At 49.0% G+C, this 21,628-nt stretch carries 26 protein-coding genes; 10 read left to right on the forward strand and 16 right to left on the reverse strand.

What is annotated here, in order from left to right; genetic code table 11:
* Positions 1–14: 14 nt before the first annotated feature.
* Complete coding sequence (gene yiaA, locus AC2T0J_RS12640) at positions 15–473, forward strand: inner membrane protein YiaA (RefSeq protein WP_489806173.1); 459 nt, start codon at positions 15–17, stop codon at positions 471–473.
* 783 nt (positions 474–1,256) lie between these two features.
* On the forward strand, positions 1,257–2,291 hold the full coding sequence (locus AC2T0J_RS12645; RefSeq protein WP_489806174.1) for a mechanosensitive ion channel family protein: 1,035 nt from the start codon (positions 1,257–1,259) through the stop codon (positions 2,289–2,291).
* 711 nt (positions 2,292–3,002) lie between these two features.
* On the opposite strand, the gene AC2T0J_RS12650 is transcribed toward AC2T0J_RS12645, so the two are convergent.
* The 11 genes from AC2T0J_RS12650 to AC2T0J_RS12700 form a co-directional block, all read right to left on the reverse strand.
* Positions 3,003–3,275, reverse strand: coding sequence for an HPr family phosphocarrier protein (locus AC2T0J_RS12650; RefSeq protein ID WP_123323583.1), 273 nt, complete (start codon positions 3,273–3,275; stop codon positions 3,003–3,005).
* Positions 3,275–4,120, reverse strand: coding sequence for an RNase adapter RapZ (gene rapZ, locus AC2T0J_RS12655; RefSeq protein ID WP_489806175.1), 846 nt, complete (start codon positions 4,118–4,120; stop codon positions 3,275–3,277). The genes AC2T0J_RS12650 and rapZ overlap by 1 nt, the downstream gene beginning before the upstream one ends.
* 24 nt (positions 4,121–4,144) lie before the next feature.
* Positions 4,145–4,603, reverse strand: coding sequence for a PTS IIA-like nitrogen regulatory protein PtsN (ptsN, locus tag AC2T0J_RS12660; protein WP_489806176.1), 459 nt, complete (start codon positions 4,601–4,603; stop codon positions 4,145–4,147).
* 15 nt (positions 4,604–4,618) lie between these two features.
* On the reverse strand, positions 4,619–4,906 hold the full coding sequence (gene hpf / locus AC2T0J_RS12665; RefSeq protein WP_489806177.1) for a ribosome hibernation promoting factor: 288 nt from the start codon (positions 4,904–4,906) through the stop codon (positions 4,619–4,621).
* 24 nt (positions 4,907–4,930) lie between these two features.
* Positions 4,931–6,409 (reverse strand): RNA polymerase factor sigma-54, encoded by a 1,479-nt coding sequence (locus AC2T0J_RS12670; protein WP_489806178.1) that lies wholly within the window; start codon positions 6,407–6,409, stop codon positions 4,931–4,933.
* 67 nt (positions 6,410–6,476) lie between these two features.
* Positions 6,477–7,202, reverse strand: coding sequence for an LPS export ABC transporter ATP-binding protein (gene lptB, locus AC2T0J_RS12675; protein ID WP_105936567.1), 726 nt, complete (start codon positions 7,200–7,202; stop codon positions 6,477–6,479).
* Entirely contained in the window at positions 7,199–7,771 is a 573-nt protein-coding gene (lptA, locus tag AC2T0J_RS12680) for a lipopolysaccharide transport periplasmic protein LptA (RefSeq protein WP_489806179.1), read from the reverse strand. The genes lptB and lptA overlap by 4 nt, the downstream gene beginning before the upstream one ends.
* Positions 7,740–8,303 carry an LPS export ABC transporter periplasmic protein LptC gene (gene lptC / locus AC2T0J_RS12685; protein ID WP_489806180.1) on the reverse strand — a complete coding sequence of 188 codons (564 nt, stop codon included), beginning with the start codon at positions 8,301–8,303 and terminating at the stop codon, positions 7,740–7,742. The genes lptA and lptC overlap by 32 nt, the downstream gene beginning before the upstream one ends.
* Positions 8,300–8,854, reverse strand: a complete 555-nt coding sequence (kdsC, locus tag AC2T0J_RS12690) for a 3-deoxy-manno-octulosonate-8-phosphatase KdsC (protein ID WP_489806181.1) — start codon at positions 8,852–8,854, stop codon at positions 8,300–8,302. The genes lptC and kdsC overlap by 4 nt, the downstream gene beginning before the upstream one ends.
* A complete protein-coding gene (locus AC2T0J_RS12695) occupies positions 8,854–9,834 on the reverse strand; it encodes a KpsF/GutQ family sugar-phosphate isomerase (RefSeq protein ID WP_489806182.1) in 981 nt (326 codons plus the stop codon). Before AC2T0J_RS12695 ends, kdsC begins: the two co-directional genes overlap by 1 nt.
* Positions 9,834–10,790 carry a calcium/sodium antiporter gene (locus tag AC2T0J_RS12700; RefSeq protein WP_489806183.1) on the reverse strand — a complete coding sequence of 319 codons (957 nt, stop codon included), beginning with the start codon at positions 10,788–10,790 and terminating at the stop codon, positions 9,834–9,836. The genes AC2T0J_RS12695 and AC2T0J_RS12700 overlap by 1 nt, the downstream gene beginning before the upstream one ends.
* Before the next feature lie 650 nt (positions 10,791–11,440).
* Here AC2T0J_RS12700 and mlaF point away from each other — a divergent pair.
* The 7 genes from mlaF (at position 11,441) to murA (ending at position 16,090) form a co-directional block, all read left to right on the forward strand.
* Positions 11,441–12,241, forward strand: coding sequence for a phospholipid ABC transporter ATP-binding protein MlaF (gene mlaF / locus AC2T0J_RS12705; protein ID WP_489806184.1), 801 nt, complete (start codon positions 11,441–11,443; stop codon positions 12,239–12,241).
* The gene (gene mlaE / locus AC2T0J_RS12710) at positions 12,238–13,014 is read left to right on the forward strand and encodes a lipid asymmetry maintenance ABC transporter permease subunit MlaE (RefSeq protein ID WP_489806185.1); all 777 of its coding nucleotides are present in this window, start codon (positions 12,238–12,240) and stop codon (positions 13,012–13,014) included. The genes mlaF and mlaE overlap by 4 nt, the downstream gene beginning before the upstream one ends.
* A gap of 15 nt (positions 13,015–13,029) precedes the next feature.
* Positions 13,030–13,500 carry an outer membrane lipid asymmetry maintenance protein MlaD gene (mlaD, locus tag AC2T0J_RS12715; RefSeq protein ID WP_489806186.1) on the forward strand — a complete coding sequence of 157 codons (471 nt, stop codon included), beginning with the start codon at positions 13,030–13,032 and terminating at the stop codon, positions 13,498–13,500.
* A 62-nt stretch (positions 13,501–13,562) separates the two neighbouring features.
* Positions 13,563–14,237, forward strand: a complete 675-nt coding sequence (locus tag AC2T0J_RS12720) for an MlaC/ttg2D family ABC transporter substrate-binding protein (RefSeq protein ID WP_489806187.1) — start codon at positions 13,563–13,565, stop codon at positions 14,235–14,237.
* Entirely contained in the window at positions 14,237–14,530 is a 294-nt protein-coding gene (locus tag AC2T0J_RS12725; RefSeq protein WP_489806188.1) for an STAS domain-containing protein, read from the forward strand. The genes AC2T0J_RS12720 and AC2T0J_RS12725 overlap by 1 nt, the downstream gene beginning before the upstream one ends.
* Before the next feature lie 21 nt (positions 14,531–14,551).
* Positions 14,552–14,809, forward strand: coding sequence for a BolA family protein (locus tag AC2T0J_RS12730; protein ID WP_489806189.1), 258 nt, complete (start codon positions 14,552–14,554; stop codon positions 14,807–14,809).
* Between the two features lie 18 nt (positions 14,810–14,827).
* Entirely contained in the window at positions 14,828–16,090 is a 1,263-nt protein-coding gene (gene murA, locus AC2T0J_RS12735) for a UDP-N-acetylglucosamine 1-carboxyvinyltransferase (RefSeq protein ID WP_489806190.1), read from the forward strand.
* A gap of 14 nt (positions 16,091–16,104) precedes the next feature.
* Here murA and AC2T0J_RS12740 read toward each other — a convergent pair whose 3' ends face one another.
* The 5 genes from AC2T0J_RS12740 to AC2T0J_RS12760 all read right to left on the reverse strand — a co-directional run bounded on the left by AC2T0J_RS12740 (position 16,105) and on the right by AC2T0J_RS12760 (position 19,996).
* Positions 16,105–16,578: a hypothetical protein gene (locus AC2T0J_RS12740; RefSeq protein WP_489806191.1), complete on the reverse strand. Its 474-nt coding sequence runs from the start codon at positions 16,576–16,578 to the stop codon at positions 16,105–16,107.
* 80 nt (positions 16,579–16,658) lie between these two features.
* Positions 16,659–17,699, reverse strand: coding sequence for a trypsin-like peptidase domain-containing protein (locus tag AC2T0J_RS12745; protein ID WP_489810335.1), 1,041 nt, complete (start codon positions 17,697–17,699; stop codon positions 16,659–16,661).
* A 35-nt stretch (positions 17,700–17,734) separates the two neighbouring features.
* Positions 17,735–17,920 (reverse strand): hypothetical protein, encoded by a 186-nt coding sequence (locus AC2T0J_RS12750; protein ID WP_489806192.1) that lies wholly within the window; start codon positions 17,918–17,920, stop codon positions 17,735–17,737.
* A 187-nt stretch (positions 17,921–18,107) separates the two neighbouring features.
* Complete coding sequence (locus AC2T0J_RS12755; protein ID WP_489806193.1) at positions 18,108–19,475, reverse strand: DegQ family serine endoprotease; 1,368 nt, start codon at positions 19,473–19,475, stop codon at positions 18,108–18,110.
* 80 nt (positions 19,476–19,555) lie between these two features.
* Positions 19,556–19,996 (reverse strand): ZapG family protein, encoded by a 441-nt coding sequence (locus tag AC2T0J_RS12760; RefSeq protein ID WP_489806194.1) that lies wholly within the window; start codon positions 19,994–19,996, stop codon positions 19,556–19,558.
* Between the two features lie 444 nt (positions 19,997–20,440).
* Here AC2T0J_RS12760 and zapE point away from each other — a divergent pair, with 444 nt between their 5' ends.
* Positions 20,441–21,541: a cell division protein ZapE gene (gene zapE, locus AC2T0J_RS12765; RefSeq protein WP_489810336.1), complete on the forward strand. Its 1,101-nt coding sequence runs from the start codon at positions 20,441–20,443 to the stop codon at positions 21,539–21,541.
* Positions 21,542–21,628 lie beyond the last annotated feature (87 nt).

A 21,628-nucleotide genomic window follows, 5' to 3' on the forward strand; every position in this document is an offset into this window, starting at 1 on the left:
TCGAGGGTATCAACATGGAATTATCTGCTCAAACGATCACAAACGCACCAACCAAGGCATTTCGTATTGCTGCAGTAGCGGCGCTTATCATCGGTGTCGCCAGTTACCTGATTGGTTTATTTAACGCTTATATGCAACTTAATGAAAAAGGCTATTACCTGACCGTAATGTTACTGGGACTGTTTGCGGTGGTATCCTTACAGAAAACCATCCGCGATAAAATGGCCGGTATCGAAGTTACCCGGGCATACTTTATCGCTTGTGGGGTAGCAACTGTGGCTGCCATTGCGCTGTTAATTGTGGGGCTCTACAACGCGGAACTGGCGCTCAGTGAAAAGGGCTTTTTCGGGATGGCCTTTGTATTAAGTATGTTTGCCGCTATCACCGTGCAAAAAAACGTGCGGGATTGTGCTGAAGCCAAGGCCGGGGCAGTGAATCACCCGTCAGCCACAGTTGTTCCTGAAGCAGAATAAGTAGCCCCTGTGGCTACTTATCCACTATCGCTGTTCAGATTATAAAACAAATAAAGATTGTGTTATGCGTAAAAGGTTTCTGGATAGCGTTAATAGCCGCCTTCATTGTTATTAATGAAACCCTGGTGGACTGAATATTCGCGATATCTGTTGGCGGCTATGGTGCGGCAGAGGGGTTGCGAAGGTTACACGCTTTTTAACAATCGACAGCCTGCTATTTGCTGTAGGTTTCAGAGCAATTCGGGGCTTTACAGGTGGTGGGGCTAACTACCAGCCTGAAGCGCTCCACACCAGGCAAGGCGGGTGGTTGCAGGTTTAGTGGGCCTAAATCAAAAACATCCAAAGCAGTATAAATGGCGCACAAGCGCTGCCCGAAGGGGTCGTCATGAAAGCATTTTACTCTTTGTCACAGCCCTTTTACATAGAACCACTAGGTCTGCAGAGTTGTTTCGCATTAAAATGCTTTCATATAGACCAAAATTCGTACAACAAAAATCAACACGCCCTAGCAGTTGCGGTCATCTATTTTTAGGGATATTGGGGCATGCAACACTCTCACTTTATACACCGGCCCACACCTCCTTAACGTATGCTATGGCACTTATTTTTGTACCGATCCACGTGGGATGGATGGGCGCGCTAACCGGTGGGGCTGCATTTGTGATGACGAAGCTAGGGTTAAAGGTGCTGAAACGCTAAATCACCGGAGAGCCCCCGGTGTTTCTGATCTATTCGGCGCTAAACCGATTATAATTAACAGGATTTGCGCAAAGGAAAAAGACAATGGAATCCTCTACCAGTGAACTGGTTAGCTCTTTAGATACGTTCTGGCAGGCTTTTATGGTTAAGCTGCCCGCCATTGCTCTGGGCTTGTTAGTATTGATGCTGACCGTATGGTTGGCCGGCCGGCTCTCTGCTGCGCTTATAAAACCAATAGGGTATCTTTCTTCAAGTCCGCTATTGCGCTCGGTGAGCCAGCGGGCGTTAAGCCTGGTTTTCATTCTGTTTGCGCTTTACGTTTTTTTAAAACTCTCTGGCCTTACTGAATTTGCGGTAGCCATAATGAGCGGTACCGGAGTGTTGGGATTAATCCTTGGTTTTGCTTTTCGGGATATTGCAGAAAACATGATAGCCAGTTTGTTACTAACGGTGCAGCGCCCATTCCGCATTGATGATGTAGTGCAAATCAACAGTTATACCGGTGTAGTGCAAAAGGTGACCACGCGGGCCACCACGCTGGTGGACTTTGATGGTAATCATATTCAGATCCCCAACGCCGTGATTTACAAAGGTACCATTAAAAACCTTACCGCTAATCCCAAAATGCGCGGCCAGTTTACCTTAGGTATAGGTTACGATGCCGACTGTCAGCGGGCTCAGCAGTTGGCGTTGCAGCTCATTGGCGAACACCCTAATGTACTTAAAGAGCCGGAGCCGTTAGTACTGGTTGATGAACTTGGCTCGGCAACAGTAAATTTGAAGGTGTATTTCTGGATCAACGTAGAAAATACCAGTGTGATTAAAATGGCGTCGGTACTAATGCGCGATCTGGTAAAACGGTTTACTGACGAGGGAATTAGTATGCCGGACGATGCCCGTGAAGTGATATTCCCGCAGGGCGTGCCGGTAACTATGGTGGATATTCAGGATCAGGACACCCCCCCTGAACCGGTCAAACCAAGCCCTGTCAGCAAACCTAAAGCCGTTACAGAGGACACCGCTGCTGCTCATGATGATGTCTCCAGCGAAAATGATGATATCCGCCGGCAGGCAGAAGAAGCGAGAGCGCCGGAGCAAGGCGCTAATATTTTGTCCTAGTGCTTTCCAGCCCCTTATCGTATTAAAAATCCTCTCACAAGGGGCTATGAGACCTGCCAGGCTTCTGCTTTTAATGTTCTGTTAATGTTGCTGCAAAGTTTTATTCATCCTTTCGAACTATAGTTAAATCAGTCAACCAGCAGGAGTTCGATATGACAATTACGCGATTCGTGCCAAACTTTATGACATTGACTATCCTGATGACCTCGTCAGTCGCAGCATCGACTATGAATGGGCGAAACGAACAGCTCATACCACAAGGTGCAGTGGATCTCACTATCAGTCAACAGGCCAGCGGAATTCAGGCGAGCGACGTATATGGAGCGCCAAAGACAGTTTTTGCTGCGCCTGTCTGCAATCCAAATAGTTTCGCAGTGGGCAAGCTAGTAGAGCCATATCGGTTAGTTTGTGAGTACTTTAGCCCCGTGCAGACGCACAGTAAACAGACTTCAATTACAGAGTTCCAAATATCTCCCAGCATAGGGAAAACGGTAACATTCAGAGGCTGGTCTGCATGGAGTAGGGATGGCAATGCTCCACCTCCAGGCCACTACGATACGGATTCAGCGGATAATCGTCATGTGAGACTGGAATTTAGATTTGGATTCCATGTGAATCAAAACGGCCGGCTGCAAATGCAATTAAATGATTAGTCTTCGTCATTCGCAGAGAAACCACAGATAACCACTTCACAGTGGTTATCTGTTTGTGCTACTCATCTTCGTTAAAGCGTCCGACAATCAAATTTTCCACCGCCGCCATGGCGGCTTCGGCATCCGGGCCTTCGCTGATCACATCAACCTGTTCACCCTGATGACTTTCCATCAGCATTAAGCCCAGCACGCTGTTGGCATTGGCTTCTTTATCGCCTTTTTTTAGGGTGATTTCGGCATCAAACTGATTGGCCAGTTGCACTAACTGAGTAGCGGCCCGTGCATGCAGGCCAAGCTTGTTAACAATGGTAAGGGTTTTTTCTACGCGCATTATCGGTTTAACTCCCGGTGACGAATTTGCACATCAGGGTGTTTATCGCCGTATATTTTGGCCAGTGACTGCGCGACAAATACGGAACGATGCTGGCCACCGGTACAACCAATGGCAATGGTGACATAGCTGCGATTATTTCGCTCCAGATGCGGCATCCAGGTATCCAGCAGGTTTTGAATTTGCCAGATAAATTTAGTCACAATGGGCTGTGAACCCAGAAAAGCTTCTACCGGTGAATCCAGGCCGGTAAGGTGCTTAAGATCCGGCTCCCAGTGCGGGTTGGGGAGAAAACGAACATCAAACACGTAATCGGCATCTTTGGGAATACCATGCTTAAAGCCGAAAGATTCAAATACCAGCACCAGCCTGGAACTCTTTTTACCCAGAATACGCTCGCGGATAAGCTCCGCCAACTGATGAATGGATAAGCGGTCGGTATCAATATAGAGGTCAGCCCGCTCGGTGATGGGCGCGAGGAGTTCTTTTTCTGCCTGTATTGCATCAGCCAGGGATTTATTCAGTTTGGCCAGCGGGTGCAGGCGGCGGGTTTCACTAAAGCGCTTCACCAGCATGTCATCACTGGCATCCAGATAGACAATGGTCATCGACCAGGATGAGGGCAGATAGTCGAGAATCTCGACTAATTCATCGGGATCCTTTGGCAGGTTACGCACGTCGATACTCACGGCTACCTGATCGTATTCGTCGACTACGGTATGGGTGAGCGTTGGGAGCAAGTTTACCGGAATGTTATCAACGCAGTAGTAGCCTAAATCTTCCAGGGCCCTTAGCGCAACGGATTTGCCGGAGCCGGAGCGCCCGCTGATAATAATGAGTTTCATGGTTGTGTCAGACTCCCTGCCGGACTATTGTTCAGCCTGGTCGCATAGTGCGGCGATAACCTGTTCCTTCGATTCGGCGTTACGGATCGTTTTTACAATGCTTTTCTGGCTTAACTTACCGGCGATAGTTGCGAGCGTTTGCAGATGCCCTTCGGTTTGGTTTTCTGGCACCAAAATGGCAAAAAAGATATCCACCGGTTTATCATCAATGGCGTCAAAGGCAATAGCCGGGGTGGTTGTTACTACCACAGCTGTTACTTTGGAAAGGTTAGCCAGTCTGCCATGGGGCAAGGCTATGCCATTACCAATGCCGGTGCTACCCATTTTTTCCCGGCTGAGCAGGGCATTGAGGGCGTCTTCTTTTTGAATTTCGGCGTTGGTTTCGGCAGCAATATCACTGATGATTTCTAAAATTCGTTTTTTACTGTTGCACTGGACCGCACATTCAGTGCGATCCAGGCTAACTAAGGCTTGAATATTCATAAGGTTAAATTGGGCCTAGTGCTTTTTGAGCTTTTCCTTATGCTTTATTACCTGGCGATCGAGTTTGTCGATCATACTGTCTATCGCAGCATACATATCCTGATTTTCTGACGAGGCAAATACTTCCGCTCCACTTAAATGCATCGTGGCTTCGGCTTTTTGAGTAAGCTTTTCCACGTTGAGGATCACATGCACATTGGATATGTGATCAAAGTGGCGCTCCAGTTTAGTAAACTTGGTATCAACATAATTACGCAAAGAATCGGTTATCTCGATGTGATGACCTGTAAGATTTATTTGCATAGTTCGTCTTCCTTATATTTCGGCCTAAATAAGGCTCTTGCGTTGGTTAGACGGTGGAATCGACAAGGATTCCCGGTATTTTGCTATTGTTCGCCGGGCAACTTTAATACCTTGATCGGCCAACAATTGAGCAATTTTGCTGTCGCTTAGTGGTTTACTGGGCTTCTCGGCGGCAACCAGTTTTTTGATCAGAGCGCGGATGGCAGTGGATGAACATTCTCCGCCAGACTCAGTGGCTACGTGGCTGGAGAAGAAGTATTTCAACTCAAAAATACCGCGAGGGGTGTGCATGTACTTTTGGGTAGTAACCCGCGAAATGGTGGATTCATGCATATCGACCATCTCGGCTACGTCATTGAGGACCATAGGCTTCATCATTTCCGGGCCGTGTTCGAAAAAACCCATTTGCTGCTGCACAATGCAGTTAGCTACCTTGAGCAAGGTTTCGTTACGCGACTCCAGACTCTTAATGAACCACTTGGCTTCTTGCATGTGCGAGCGAATAAACTGGGAATCTGAACTGTTACGGGCCTGGCGGCTCATGGCAGCGTATTGTTGATTTACGCTCAGTTTTGGCAGACTGTCCGGGTTAAGTTCAACCACCCAACGACCTTTTTTCTTGGTGACCGATACGTCAGGAATAACGTACTCAGGTTCCTGGGTAATTAGCGCACTACCTGGACGCGGATTAAGGGTTTGCAATAAGCGCATCGCTTCTCGCAAATCGTCTTCCTTCAGGCGTGACTTACGCATTAAGGTGCGATAGTCCTTGCTGCCCAGCAGGTCGGCATAGTCTTCGATAAGGATCTTTGCTTCCTTGAGCCATGGCGTGTCGGGAGCAAACTGTTTTAACTGGACCAGTAGACACTCCTGAGGGGTACGTGAACCTGAGCCAATGGGGTCAAACATTTGAATCCGCTTTAGTACGCATTCAATTTCGTCGGCTTCAACCGGCTCTTCCATATCTTCAGTATTGACGCTCTGCAGGATATCTTCAACTGTTACCGTTAAATAGCCTGATTCGTCAATTGAGTCGATAATCGCAATGGCGATTGCGCGGTCTACATCACTGAAGGGCGTCAGGCGCATTTGCCAGAGCAGGTGGTCCTGGATGTTGTCGGTAGTTTCACCCTGAAAAACCTGGTCATCGTCATTTGAAGCCGGGCCAGGCGCAGGCGCCGATGATGCTGAGTAATATTCATCCCAGGTGCTGTCGATAGGGAGTTCATCGGGCAGTTCGTTTTTCTCGAGCGCCTCGTTGGTGTCCATGCTGGTCTCGGTACTGGCCGTTGCGGCGGCATCGGCTTCAGCATCAAGCTTGCTTTTCTCTATAGTATCGTTGTCGCTGGTGTCATCAACTTCCAGTAACGGATTCGAATCGAGTGCTTCCTGGATTTCCTGTTGTAAATCCAGGGTAGAAAGTTGCAGCAGTTTAATCGCCTGCTGCAATTGTGGCGTCATAGTAAGTTGTTGACTAAATTTGAGCTGTAAAGATGGTTTCATCTACTTCTGTTCTTAACGCCTTGCTTGTTATTGATGGGGACAAAACATGTTGTCTTTATGTATCTAACTATAGCCTGAATTGCTCACCCAGGTATACATCCTTGACCTTTTGATTACTCAAAACCTGTTCCGCAGTGCCTTGGGCGATTAATTCACCCTGACTGACAATGTAGGCTTTTTCACAGACGTCAAGGGTTTCCCGTACGTTGTGGTCAGTAATCAGAATACCAATTCCACGGTCACGAAGATGTTGTATGATCTTCTTTATATCATTAACCGAAATTGGATCAACTCCCGCAAAGGGTTCATCGAGCAAAATAAATTTCGGATTGGCTGCCAACGCCCGGGCAATTTCTACCCGACGCCGTTCTCCTCCCGACAAACTCATCCCTGTACTATTACGTATATGGTTGATATTGAATTCATCAAGTAGGGCATCCGCTTCATTTTGCTGTTCGGCAGACGAAAGGTCCTTGCGTGTTTGCAATATTGCCATGATATTGTCAAAAACCGTTAACTTTCTGAAAATAGAGGCTTCCTGGGGTAAATACCCAATCCCATTGCGGGCACGTTCGTGCATGGGCTGACGGGTCAGATCCATCTCGTCGATGCGAATATCGCCTTTATCCAGCGCCACCAGGCCCACAATCATGTAAAACGTGGTAGTTTTGCCGGCGCCATTGGGGCCCAGCAGGCCAACTATCTGGCCGGCAGACACCTCAACACTGACATCCCTTACTACCTGCCGGGACTTATACGACTTAGCTAAGTGGGTGGCGGTTAGGGTGGTCATTCGTTTTCATTATCCTGTTGGTCGCCCGTGTTGTCACGGGCCTTGCTTTCGTCGCGCACGGCTTCAATGTCTTCCAGACTAAATACGGTGCGCACCCGGCCATCCTCACTGCCGCTGCCGTCACCGGTGGCTTTAAGTTGTTCTTTTTCCATGTCGTAAACGATGGTTTCACCTTTTACCACACTGGTATTCTGATTTAATTCGGCATCGCCAGCCAGAGAAATGGTGCGATTAGCTACTTCATAACGGATTTCAAATGCGCGGGCTTCAACTACCCGGCCATCGTCCAGGGTCTGGCTGTAGACAGCAGGTTTTCCGGTAGCGATAAATACTTCCTTGCCTTTGCCGCCGCCGGCTTCTACTTCAACCCGGTCGGCCTTAATGCTAAGTGAGCCCTGGGTAACCTGCACATTATCAATCAGAATGGACTTTTTATTTTTACCATCCAGGAACTGCGACTCGGAAAACACCTCGATGTCTTTTTTGAAATCAGATTTGGCTGCCAGCACCACGGCCGGCGATAGTGCCAGCGACAGGCTAGTTAGCAGGGGAATAAGTCGTTTGCACATGATGATTCAACTCATAAGTTTTATTCAATAGGTTGGCGCGAAGTCCGTTACTCAATATCAGGAAATCAGGCCCCGAAATTTCCACCCTGGCTTCGGACACCATGGTTTGTTGGTCCAAATCTATCTCAAGGTAGTCAGTGGTTACCCGCTGCACAAAGTCAGCCTGGTTTTTACTTACAATAACTACGTTATTTTCCAGTTGTATCATATTGTTATCATACAACGTACCTTCGTCGGCGACTACCTGCCAGGGCGGCTCGTCAGACTCCTGGTAAATCGTATATTGCGGTGCTAAAAACAGCACAAAGCCTAACTGCTCGTAGTTTTCCATGGTGGATGAAAATACTTCATGCACGCGCTGACCTTGTTCATTATATAATGTGGTGGTCAGGTTACGGGCTTTATAACTCGGTGTAATGGCCAGCACATCCTGATCCGGGGTGATCACCGGATCTTCGGCCAGAAAACCGGGCAGGTAAAGCAATGTGGCCAGAATAAACAGGCAGGCAATGCTCAGGCCTACTTTACTCATACACTGGCTCCTAAAATACCGTGTAAACTATCATTGGCTTGCAGCAGGGTGTCACACACTTCCCTTACCGCACCAAAGCCGCCCGGTAGGGTGGTAACCCAGTTTGCCTGCATAATAACCTGTGGATGGGCATCCTTCACCGCAATGTTAACTGCGCTGTGCGTAAACATGCCGGTATCCGGCATATCATCACCAATTGCTGCCACCTGTTCCCGGGTAAGTCCCAGTGAGGCGATTAATTCAGCCAGCGCGTCGGCTTTGTTTTCTTCACCCTGGATAATGTGAGATACCTTTAATGATGTCATACGGTCCTTAACGATAGCTGAACGTCGGCCGGTAATTACTGCCACTTCGACGCCGGCATTAACCAGTGCTTTAACGCCGTAGCCATCGCGGGTGTGAAAGGCTTTTAATTCTTCGCCCTGGTTACCCAGATAAATGCGACCATCTGAAAATACGCCGTCGACATCGCAAACCAGCAGCTTAACCTGTTGCAACTGCTGGTAAAAAGCCTCAGGAAGTTCAGTATACAGGGTTTTTACCAGGCTCATCACAGTACTCCGGCTTTTAACAGCATGTGCATGTTAAACGCTCCCACTGGCTGGTTGTTTTCATCAACCACCAACAGGGCGCTGATTTTATATTGCTCCATTAAATTGAGTGCTTCTACAGCAAGGTCTTCACCATGGGAGGTGATACAACCACGGGTCATCACTTCTTCTACGCGCGTATTATGAATATCCGCCCGGGCATCCAGCAGGCGGCGTAAATCGCCGTCGGTAAATACACCCAGCAGGTTACGCTGCGTATCGGTGATACCGGTCAGTCCCAGGCCCTTGCGGGAGATTTCCAACAGTGCCTCAGACACCGTTGCCTGCTCGGGGACCAGCGGGATTTCATCACCAGAGAGCATAATGTCCGCCACGGTGAGCAGCAATTTGCGGCCCAGGCTGCCACCAGGGTGAGATAGAGCAAAGTCATCCGAGGTAAAGCCGTTGGCGTCCAGCAGAGCAACAGCCAGAGCATCGCCCATTACCAGCGTAACGGTGGTGCTGGTGGTTGGCGCCAGGCCCAGCGTACAGGCTTCCTGTTCTACACCAATGTCGAGTACCACGTCGGCATGTTTGCCCAGGGTACTGTCGGCGCGGTTGGTCATGGCAATCACCGGGACATTCAGGCGTTTCACTACGGGCAACAGGTTGAGTAGTTCACCGGTTTCGCCTGAGTTAGAAATGGCTAACAACACATCGTTTGAACCCAGCATCCCAAGATCGCCGTGATTGGCCTCACCCGGGTGCATAAAAAATGCGGGCGTCCCGGTACTGGCAAGAGTGGCGGCAATCTTGTTACCCACGTGACCGGATTTACCCATGCCACTGACCACCACCTTGCCCTGACAGTCTTTAAGTAGCTCGCAGGCTTTCACAAAGCGTTCATCAAAGCGCTCGCCCAGCGCGGCAATCGCGGCTTGTTCGATTGTAACAACGCGCTTGGCCGATTCTATAAAGGAAGATTGTTGTTGTGACGTCATTAGGCAAATAACCAATACTGATAAACCAGGTAGCAGCCTGCTAGCAAGGCCGCCTCGACACGATTGATTTGTCGTGTCCCACGGAAATTAAAACTAAACACTAATAATAGCAGGGTCAGTCCCAGCATCACCAGCGCATCCCGGTGGGCGGCATTTTCATCAAGCACACCCGGCGCAATAAGCCCCGGCATACCGAGCACCGCCAGCAAATTAAAGATGTTCGACCCGATAACGTTACCCAGGGCGAGGTCGTCTTCTCCTTTCAGCACACCGGCCACACTGGCCGCTAATTCTGGCAGGCTGGTGCCCAGAGCAATTATGGTTAAGCCTATTACCAGATCGCTCATGCCGAAATGTCGGGCGATATGAACGGCGGAGTCTACCATAAACTGGGCGCTCAAGGGCAACAGGACCAGCCCCAGGCCTATCCACATAACGGCATGGGAGGTTTCTACTGCGTCAGGAATTTCATCGCTGGTCTCATTCATCAGCGGATCGCCTTTATCGACCAGTAGAGAAATCCAGGCCATTCCGGCTAACACAAAAACAAACAGTAAAATAAGAATAATGCCTTCCAGGGAGGATAATTCGCCGTCAGACAGGAAATAAACGGCAATCAGGTTGATGATCAGTAACAAAGGGAATTCGCGTTTCAGGGTAGTCGACGACACCAGTAAGGGCTTTATAAGGGCGGTGATGCCAAGCACCAGGCCAATATTGGTAATATTCGACCCCAGTGCATTGCCTACTGCGGTATTGGGGTTACCGTTGATGGATGCCACCGCAGAGACCACAATTTCTGGTGCAGAAGAACCCATGGCCACAATCGTCAGGCCAATCATCATGGGAGATATGCCGATGTTCTTGGCCAGGGCAGAGGCGCCGAAAACAAATTTGTCGGCACTCCAGCTTAGTACCGCAAGTCCGGCCAGAAAAATAGCTATCTGAAGTATCACAAAAAAGCCTGCATCCATCGAAAGTTGTATTCTCGCAAAAAAATACGCTTATTCCTATGTTTAGCCTGCGAGAAAAACGCCTAAACACGGTCTTATTAAAAGTAGAGCGGTAATTAACCCGTGAACTTTATAAACGCCCAGGGCGTTTTAATGACTAAAGAGGAAGCTTTTCTATACGGAAGTCGCATCGTCATGGAACGTATGCTTGTGTAGAGTGTCACAGAGATAGCTGCGGTTACATCTGGTAGCAGTTGGCAAGTAATTGATTAGTCTTCGAATTAAGCACTATGTATAGCTGGTTATTAAATATACCTACATGAATGTATGTAATCAACTTATACTATGGTAGAATCCCGACTCACAGTGAGCAGTACTAGTTTCAGCGAAGATTCAGCATTTATTCTACAGCATAGAACAATGTGATTCGTTAAATAAAACGGAATTTCCGGACGAATAGCGGATAATGAAAACCTAATATACTTCGCTGGCAGGCTGTATCCTGCAGTGGCGTTCGTGATATAAATTGTAACTTTTTCGGTTTAGGCAGATTAAGCAAACCGACATACAATGAACGCACAAAAGATAAACCGGAGTCGGGCAGTGTAACCGGACTTCCAAGGCTAAGGCCTGCACAGGAAATGCAAAGTAACATGGACTATTTAGTCGACGTAAACAATATGACCTTTTCCCGCGGGGAGCGCGTTATTTATGACGGTATCTCCCTACGTGTACCCAAAGGTAAAATCACTGCTGTGATGGGCCCGAGCGGAATAGGCAAAACCACGTTGCTTAAGCTGATAGGCGGACAGCTCATACCTGACGGTGGGGATATTACCTTTGACGGTGAGTCCATCCCGGCAATGAGTCGCAAAGCGCTTTATCATAATCGTCGTCGTATGAGCATGCTGTTTCAGAGTGGCGCGTTGTTCACCGACATGACAGTATTTGATAACGTCGCTTTTCCGCTGCGCGAGCACACAAAATTATCGGAATCTATCATCGCTACCATCGTTGCTCTTAAGCTACAGGCTGTCGGGTTGCGTGGTGCTGCTCAGATGATGCCCAGCGAGCTATCCGGCGGTATGGCCCGGCGGGCCGCGCTGGCCAGGGCAATCGCGCTGGATCCGGATTTAATTATGTACGATGAGCCGTTTGCCGGTCAGGACCCGATTTCCATGGGCGTGCTGGTAAAACTTATTCGCGAGCTTAATGATGCCCTCAACCTGACCAGTATTGTGGTAACGCACGATGTTACTGAGGTACTGACCATCGCTGATTATATTTATATTCTCGCCGACCAGCGGGTAATAGGGGAAGGCACCGCCGAACAAATTAAAGGCAGTGATTCCGAGCTGGTACAGCAATTCTTGCAGGGAAAAGCCGATGGCCCGGTGCCGTTTCATTATCCGGCGGACGATTTGCGCAAGGCATTTTTGGGAGAAAGTGATTGAACTGGATACAACAAACCGGTCGCAACACGCTGGAACGGGTAGCCGCCTCAGGTCGAGCGGGATTAATGCTGTTCGGGGCGCTCTTTGCAGCCCCCAGTCTGAAGAACATTCCACTCACCATTCGTCAACTTTATGTAGTGGGCGTGCAGTCACTGGCGATCATCATTGTGTCAGGCCTGTTTATTGGCATGGTTATGGCGTTGCAAGGTTACACCATTCTCACCGATTACGGTGCGGAGGGCAGCCTGGGCCCTATGGTGGCGCTTTCGCTACTGCGTGAGTTAGGGCCTGTGGTAACCGCCTTATTATTTGCTGGTCGTGCAGGTTCTGCGCTGACTGCTGAAATTGGCCTAATGAAAGCCACAGAACAATTAAGCAGCCTGGAAATGATGGCGGTTGATCCGCTGCGCCGCGTGGTCGCGCCCCGCTTTTGGGCCGGTATAATTGCTATGCCAATGCTGGCGCTCATTTTTTCGGCAGTCGGTATACTTGGCGGGCATCTCGTTGGCGTTGACTGGTTAGGCGTGGATGCCGGCAGTTACTGGTCAATCATGCAATCAACGGTCGATTGGGACAAAGATGTCATAAATGGGGTGATAAAAAGCCTCGTATTTGCCCTGGTTGTGACCTGGGTTGCCATATTTAAAGGATATGATTCGATACCAACCTCAGAAGGTATCAGTCAGGCAACCACACAAACCGTGGTGTTTTCGTCATTGGCAGTATTAGGGTTGGACTTCGTGCTCACCGCCCTGATGTTTGGTATTGAATAAAGGGGGCTGGGTACGATGAATCGTTATAAAACGGAATTAATGGTAGGCGTGTTTGTCTTAATGACAATTGCGGCCTTGTTACTACTGGCATTAAGAGTGGCTAATCAGACGGTGGTAACCGATGGTGATACCTACACCCTGTATGCCAAGTTTGAAAATATCGGTGGTTTGAAAGTGCGCTCACCAGTAAAAGTAGGCGGCGTCACCATTGGTCGTGTGAATGCAATCAAGCTGGATAAAGATGATTACAGCCCGGTAGTGGAACTGACTATCCAGAGCGAATACAACGAGTTTCCTGAAACCAGTTCAGCGTCTATTTTGACCTCAGGTTTACTCGGTGAACAATATATTGGTTTTGAACCCGGTTTTACCATCGATGGGGTTGAGAATCTGGCTGAAGGTGACTATATCGAGGACACCAGCTCAGCGTTAGTGCTGGAAGAACTGATTGGTCAGTTCCTGTTCAGCCGCAATAGTGAAGAATAGTGACAAACTGCCGGTCTTTAATAACAAGATCCGCCGTTATTTGTCAGGTTAGGAGAAAGAAGTTGAAAGCAAAATTTGCCGCATTTTTTACATTACTGATTATGGTTGTTGCGCCAGCCAGTGCCCAGGATACTCTGCCTGAGGTTAACAGCCAGGACCCGTATAAAATGGTGGAACAGGTAGGTAATCGTACCTTTGAACGGATTAAAGCCTCAAAGCAGGAAATTGCCGCTAATCCTGAAATCCTGCGCGAGATCATGGATGAGGAGCTGTTACCCTATATCGATTATCAGTACAGTGCCTTTAAAGTACTCGGCAAGTATTTCGATATGAAGAAAACCGATCGGAAAACTCTGATTGAGTATATTCGCGTGTTTCGCCAGTATCTGGTAACCAGTTACGCGGACGCGCTGAGTTATTACGATGATCAGGAAGTCCTGTTTTCGCCACCACAGGATTTTGACGGTGATAAAACAGTGACTGTACGTGCACTTATCCGGGATGGCGAACGTCCGGACATCAAAGTGGCTTTCAAAGTGCGTAAAAAGGACAAAGAATGGAAGGCTTACGACATGGTGGCCGAAGGTATCAGCATGCTGCAGAATGAAATTAAGCAATATGAGCCGGTAATGCGCACTGAAGGCATTGAAAAAGTGATCGAAATTATGCGCGAGCGCATCGCCAAGCCTATCCAACTCAAATCACTGGATGGCAATACTCGCGAGGCGGGTGAATAGTGACCGATAAACAAACCATCAAACTCAACGGCGCTCTGGATCGTCAGACCCTGAGTCAGGAATGGTGGTCTTCGCTGGGCAATAGTGAACAGCAGCGCCTGCGCGCTGCCAAACATTGCGAATTCGACTTTCAGGATGTACAGCGCGTCGACAGCGCAGGCCTTGCATGGACACTCAACGCCATTCGTGAGGGAAATGCACAAGGGGTTAAAATTACCTTGTGCAACCTGCCGGAAAAAATGCTTAAATTGGCAAAAATCAGCGAACTCGACGACGTATTGCCGGTCGGGTAAAAATCATACTGCCGGAGAGTCATGGATACTAAAGAAATTGAAAGCATGCTGAAAGAAAAACTCGATTTAGCCGAAGTTTATGTAACAGGTGACGGCTCTCATTTTACCGTGATAGCGGTGAGCGATGCCTTTGCAGAAATGAGCCGGCTAAAACGTCAGCAAGCCGTATACGCTCCTCTGAATGCATTCATTGCCAACGGTTCAATGCATGCTGTATCAATTAAAACGTTTACTGAGAAAGACTGGCAGCGCGAGCGTCAGTTTAATATGCCGCAATAAACCACGCAGGATTCACCAGTGGATAAACTCATTATTAAAAAAAGTCCGCCGTTGAATGGCGAAGTGGTTATTTCTGGTGCTAAAAACGCCGCCTTGCCATTGTTAATGACCAGCTTGCTAACGGCGCAGCCCTGCCGTTACAGCAACGTACCTCAGCTTAAAGATATCAGCACCACCCAGGCGTTGCTGAAAGGTTTAGGCGTGGGCGTAGAGCAACAGGGCACCAATACCGTGCTGTTGCACGCTGCCGAACTCTCCAGTGATACCGCTTCTTATGAATTAGTGCGTACTATGCGAGCATCCATTCTGGTGCTCGGCCCACTACTGGCCAGATTAGGTAAGGCTAATGTGTCTTTGCCCGGAGGCTGTGCCATTGGTGCCAGACCGGTTAACCTGCACCTTGAAGGCCTTGAAAAAATGGGCGCGGTTATCAATGTGGACGAAGGCTATGTGCGGGCCAGTGTAGAGGGCCGTTTGAAAGGCGCGCGTATCTTTATGGATATTGTGAGTGTTGGTGCCACCGAAAACCTGATGATGGCCGCGGCACTGGCCGATGGCGAGACCATAATCGAAAATGCCGCCCGGGAGCCGGAGATTGTTGACCTGGCGAATTGCCTGAACAGCATGGGGGCGCGCATCTCCGGTGCCGGCACTGATAAAATTCGTATTCACGGTGTTGAAGCCCTGAACGGCTGTGATTATGCCGTGTTACCAGACCGTATTGAAACCGGTACATACCTGGTGGCCGCTGCGGTGACCGGTGGTCATATTAAATGCTTAAACGCGGCACCCGAAACCCTCGACGCAGTGTTATCTAAACTACAACAGGCCGGGGCTGTTATCACTACGGGTAAAGACTGGATTGAACTGGATCGCCGCACTACGCCATTAACTGCGGTGACAGTCAAAACCGCACCTCACCCGGGGTTCCCCACCGATATGCAGGCCCAGTTCGTGGCACTTAATGCAGTAGCGAAGGGCACCGGGGTGATTACGGAAACCATCTTTGAAAACCGCTTTATGCACGTACCTGAGTTACAGCGCATGGGCGCGGAAATCGCGCTGGAAACTAACAGTGCGGTAAGTAAAGGTGAGTCTTCGTTGAAAGGCGCGCCAGTAATGGCCACCGACTTGCGGGCTTCCGCCAGCCTGATAATTGCCGGACTGGTTGCCGAAGGCGAAACTCATATTAGTCGCATTTATCACCTTGATCGGGGCTATGAAGCCATCGAGCACAAATTAGGCGGTTTAGGCGCAGTGGTAGCGCGGGTTAGTGAATAACCCGGGCTACCCCGTTAGTCACACCGGCCATTGGCCGCCAGAATATGCCGTACCCGCTGTTCATCAAAGTGAATTGCATGATGTCTTAGGACGGGTAGGAAATCATCCAGTGAAGTGCCGGTAATCGCACCGGGAAAAGCTTTTTCAACATTTTGCCGGGCAATATGCAACGACAGGTGGTTGTTACCTTCAGTAAGAAGACATTGCGCCACCATGCCCATTTCAGCGCCCCGGCGGATCACATTAGAGACCATATTAATCGCTTCGGGTGTGCCCAGTTGCCATTCGCTGATAATGGCTATGGATGCAAAATGATTGAGGCCTTGTCCCAGACGAAAACGTGACACGTCGCGAATATAATCTGCCGCACACTTTTCTGACCAGGTGCCCCGGAAAAACAGTAACAACAGGTTACCGCTTATATGAATGGAGTAACTCCCGTACTTAAGGCTTGGGCTGGAGTCGACTTTGGCAACCACTTCTACCATTAAAGTTGTTCCTGAACTGCAGATCAATTACCTCAATAATAGATGACGAATTCGAAAACAACACAAATTTTTACAAAACACTACTGAAGTTGAAGTTCAGCCACGGTAACCTGTATGGTAAACAGGCTGGCATTGCGGCTGACTTCCAGTTCCAGTACTGTGCCGGGTTGGGTTTCCGCAATCATGTCCAGCGCCTTAGAAGCGCTCTCAAGGCGAATACCATCAATCGACATAATAATATCCCCAGGGCGTAAACCGGCCTGAGCGGCGGGAGAATTAGCTGCTACTGCTTTGACTTCAATGCCGGGGCCGCCGCGCAACTCTTCACCGATAAAGCCTAACTGACCGCGGGTGACCTTGCCGTTGGTAATGATAGATTCCATTACTCGTACCGCGAGTTCGTAAGGTACCGCAAAGTTGATGCCGTCGACGATGTAAGTGCCGCGACGCTCATCACGCACCTGGAAATTGGCGTTAGTTATGCCTACCAGGTAGCCGTTACTGTCGACCAGTGCGCCACCAGAGTTACCCTGGTTGAGTACCGCGTCAGTCTGAATGAAATCGACATAACTGTTGGACAGGCCGGTTCTGCCAGCTCGGCTAACAATGCCCTGGGTAATGGTTTGACCGAGATTGTAAGGGTTACCAATGGCCATTACTACATCCCCCACGCGTAAGTCGGGCTCCTCCAACTGGGGAATGACATGCAGGTTGTTTTCGTTCACTTTCAGCACGGCCAAATCGGTTAGTTGGTCGGAACCGATAATTTGCGCTTCGGCTACCCGATTATCCTGTAGCGCCACAAAAATACTGCTGGCGTCTTTAATCACGTGATGGCAGGTAAGAATGTAGCCGGATTCGGTCATGATAACGCCAGAACCCAAACTGGTGCGTTGCCGCGCCTGATTATAATAATTGGGATTGTTCTCAATACTAACGCTGTAGATGTTAACCACAGCGGGAGCGGAGTGACTCAGGGCCGGATAATAGGTCTCCCGCTTGGCACTTTGGGGTGTTGGCGCCAACCAAGTGGTGCCGAAACCGGTACCCTGGCGTAAATCCGGCACCAGAAACAGGATCAGTAAAGCGACTACCAGCCCTAAAAAGACTGAACGAAACATAAATGAAAAGAGTTGTCTGCTCGCCACGTTAATTCTTATTCTGCTTGACGTTGGGCCTGCCACAACCCAGGGAAATTGATAATGGTAATAAGCATAACATTTTCGTCACGAAGGATATAAGTAGTTTTGCCAAACAACTCCAACATCGAGATTTTAACCAATCCTGCAGTCACGGAATTTCCGCAGGAAATATCCGCGATCTCCTGAGCAGCTCTGCTCATTCAGAAGAACCTTTACCGGTAGTCAGGTTGGTAAGCAGGTTCCGGCTCGGAGGGCGGGATGACGTTATTATTTGGGGCCGGGGTGATGCTATTATTTGGAGCCAGTATAACGGCACTCAAAAATCCACAAATTGCAGACACAAAAAAGGCGACACGAAGGTCGCCTTTGTATCAAGTTAAACGTAAATTACTGACGAATTACCACGTAAAGTGATGCATTGCCCCGACGGACGTTCATAGCGATAACACCTTTGGTGTTTTCGATGGCGTCACGGAATTCCATCACGTTGGTTACCCGTTGGCGGCCAACTTGTAATATTACGTCTTCTTCGCGAAGGCCAATGCGCAGCGCCGGTGAACCTTCAGCAATTTCGCTAACCAGTACGCCTGCATTACCGTCGGCATCTTCGCCATTGATAAGTGTTGCACCTTGCAGAGCCGGATGGATTTGCTCGGCAACCACTTCGTTTTGCGTTGCATCGTCCAGGATGACATCCAGTTCCAGCGTCTTACCCTTGCGGATCACGGTGAGTTCTACTTCAGCACCCGCTCCCATACTGGCTATTTTGGCACGTAATTCAGCAAAGCTGTGCAGTTCTTTGTCGTTAACCGCTACAATGATGTCACCAGCCTTAACACCGCCTTTGTCGGCTGCGGAGTCGGGTTGTACTTCACTAACGAATGCGCCTTTGTTCACTTCTGAATTCATCGCTTCGGCCAGGCCCTGGTCTACATTACTGCCCAGAATTCCCAACAAGCCGCGGCGAACTTCACCAAACTCAGTGATTTGATCTACCAGACTCTTCATCATGTTGGCGGGGATAGCAAACCCGATGCCGACATTGCCACCATTGGGACCGAAGATGGCTGTATTAATCCCCACTAATTCACCGTGTAAGTTAACCAGTGCACCACCAGAATTTCCGCGGTTGATCGCTGCGTCGGTTTGAATGAAGTCTTCATAGCCTCCGATGTTCAGACCGGAACGACCAAGCGCACTAACGATACCTGAAGTTACGGTTTGTGACAGGCCAAACGGGTTACCAATGGCCACCACAAAATCGCCGACACGGGCTTTGTCTGAATCGGCCAGTGGCAGGGCAGTGAGGTCGTCGGGTTCAATTTTTAACAGCGCCACGTCACTTTGCTCGTCGGCACCTAGTTTCTTAGCCGTAAACTCACGGCCATCGGTTAGCTTAACGGTAATTTCATCTGCGTTGGCTACCACGTGGGCGTTTGTTACTACATAACCTTTGTCGGCATCGATAATAACGCCAGACCCTAAGCCCCGGAACGGGCGCTCCCGAGCTTGCTCTGAGGGCCCGCCGAAGAAATAACGGAACATTTCCGGCACCTGCTGGCGTGAGGTTTGAGTACCTTCCACGGCGATGCTTACTACCGCAGGCATCGCCTCTTCCAGCATAGGCGCCAGGGTCGGTACTTCTTGTTTACTGTCACTAAAAAACGGAAGAGCAGCTTGCGTGGAAACAGACATACCTAATGTACTGGTAACCACCGCTGATACCAACACAAGCTTTCGAAAAGACTTATTCATAGACACATACACTCCTAGTCTCATTGCGAATCGCAATTACCTATCCACAGACTGTATGTTTGCCTGAAAAGTTCCGTGAGTTATTTTTTCTCATCGGCAGATGGCACAGTATTGCCGACGAATAACCCCGAACTGTGGTTAGCAAAATCCAGTGGCTGGGTATCACTGTTCGCATTTGGTTTGTTTTTCTCCGCACCTTTAAGGTTGTTCCGTAAATAGGCGGTGGTGTGTTCGCCAAAAAACGGTACCGCCGGTGCAGCGTCTGAATCCGTTGTTTCAAGCAGGTCTTCGTATTCAGATAAACTCTGTTTAAGGCCATTACATTGTTTTTCAATAGCCTCGATGGATTGTTTTACCTGAAAAATATGGTGCTGAGACTGCTGTGCGAGCAATTCCTTAATGGCCTTTTCAACGGCCTCGTTGGCTTTAACTGCCCCTTCTTTGGTGTACATAAACCGGGCAACAAAAAAACCAATAATTAAACCAATTGCCAGCATTGCTAAGGGGATAACCACTTCCATTATTTTCTCCAATGTAACTGTTAACCGGAACATCCCGACAGGTTTCATCGTGACTTTCCGCTGCCAAACTTCGACAGTAAACGCATCGTATGCTGCATACTATGCATAACTGAGACTATAGCAAGAGCTAACACACTTTGCCCTGACTTATTGTGGCAAAATGTGTCGTTAATGGCCTTCTTTCGGGCCATCGCTCAGGCTTTGATCGTTCCATTTATCGCACTATCCGTTGCTTTATACGGTGTTGCGTTGGTGTTAGTGCAAATTTAAGGCATAATATCATTCCATTCGGGGCTGAGACGCCCAACCAGTCAGTGTGGCAAAACACTGAGTTGTGCTGGCAAGTTAAAATCACTCTTGTGTTTGTCCCTGTCAATGCAACGTTGATGGTCTGCTACCGGGCCTTATATGAACAAATCAGTCTCTACAGGAGAACAGCAGGCGATGACGCCTTGGGAAAAATATCAGCAAGACCTGACCCGCGAAGACTTTAAACACGATCCGGCTCAGGAAAATGCCGTACGTGAGTTACAGCGATTATACGAAGATTTGCTTCGTCAGCCGGCTTCACAAGGTGGCTTTGCCAGCAAGATAAAGTCGTTGTTTGGTGGTAAGCCGGCCACAACACCAGTGCAGGGCATTTATTTTTACGGTGGCGTTGGCCGCGGTAAAACCTACCTGGTGGATACCTTTTTTCAGTGCTTGCCCTTTGAAAACAAAATGCGGGTGCATTTCCACCGTTTTATGCACCGCGTGCATGAAGAGCTTAAGTTATTAGGCGGAAAGCAGGACCCGTTGGATATTATTGCCACTAAGCTGGCCAGCGAAACCCGGATCATTTGTTTTGATGAGTTTTTCGTCTCCGACATTACCGATGCGATGATCCTGGGTACCCTGATGGAAGCGTTGTTCGCCCAGGGTATTGTTCTGGTCGCGACCTCCAACATCGTGCCTGATGAGTTGTATCGTAACGGACTTCAGCGTGCACGATTCCTGCCAGCCATTGCGCTGATCAACAAACACTGTAATGTGGTGAATGTTGATAGCGGCGTAGATTATCGGTTGCGTACTCTAAAACAGGCCGAAATCTACCATTATCCGCTGGACGAGCAGGCCCTGGTTAACCTCAATAACTATTTTGTGCAACTGGCCCATGGTGAAGGTGACCCGCATGCGACCATTGAGGTGAATCATCGTACCTTGCAAACCCTGCGTGATTCCGACAGCGTATTAATGATCGACTTCAAAGTGCTGTGTGAAGGCCCGCGTAGCCAGTCTGATTACATTGAACTGAGTCGTTGTTACCATACCGTATTACTGGCTAACGTAAAGCAAATGGGGCAGGGCAATGACGATGTGGCGCGACGGTTTATTGCCATGGTTGATGAGTTTTATGAGCGCCATGTTAAGCTCATTATGTCAGCAGAAGTTACCCTGGAAGCTCTCTACACTGAAGGCATGCTCAATTTTGAGTTTAAACGGTGTCTGAGCCGCTTACAGGAAATGCAATCCCATGAATATTTGGGCAGAGAACACTTACCTTAAATCATAAAAGTCGTTAAAATCGGGGCATTAGCCCTGTATAAATGCATTCGCCAGCCTGGGCGCAATGCGTAGCGATCAAGCTGGAAA

It is taken from the genome of Alteromonas sp. ISO5 (assembly GCF_058105165.1).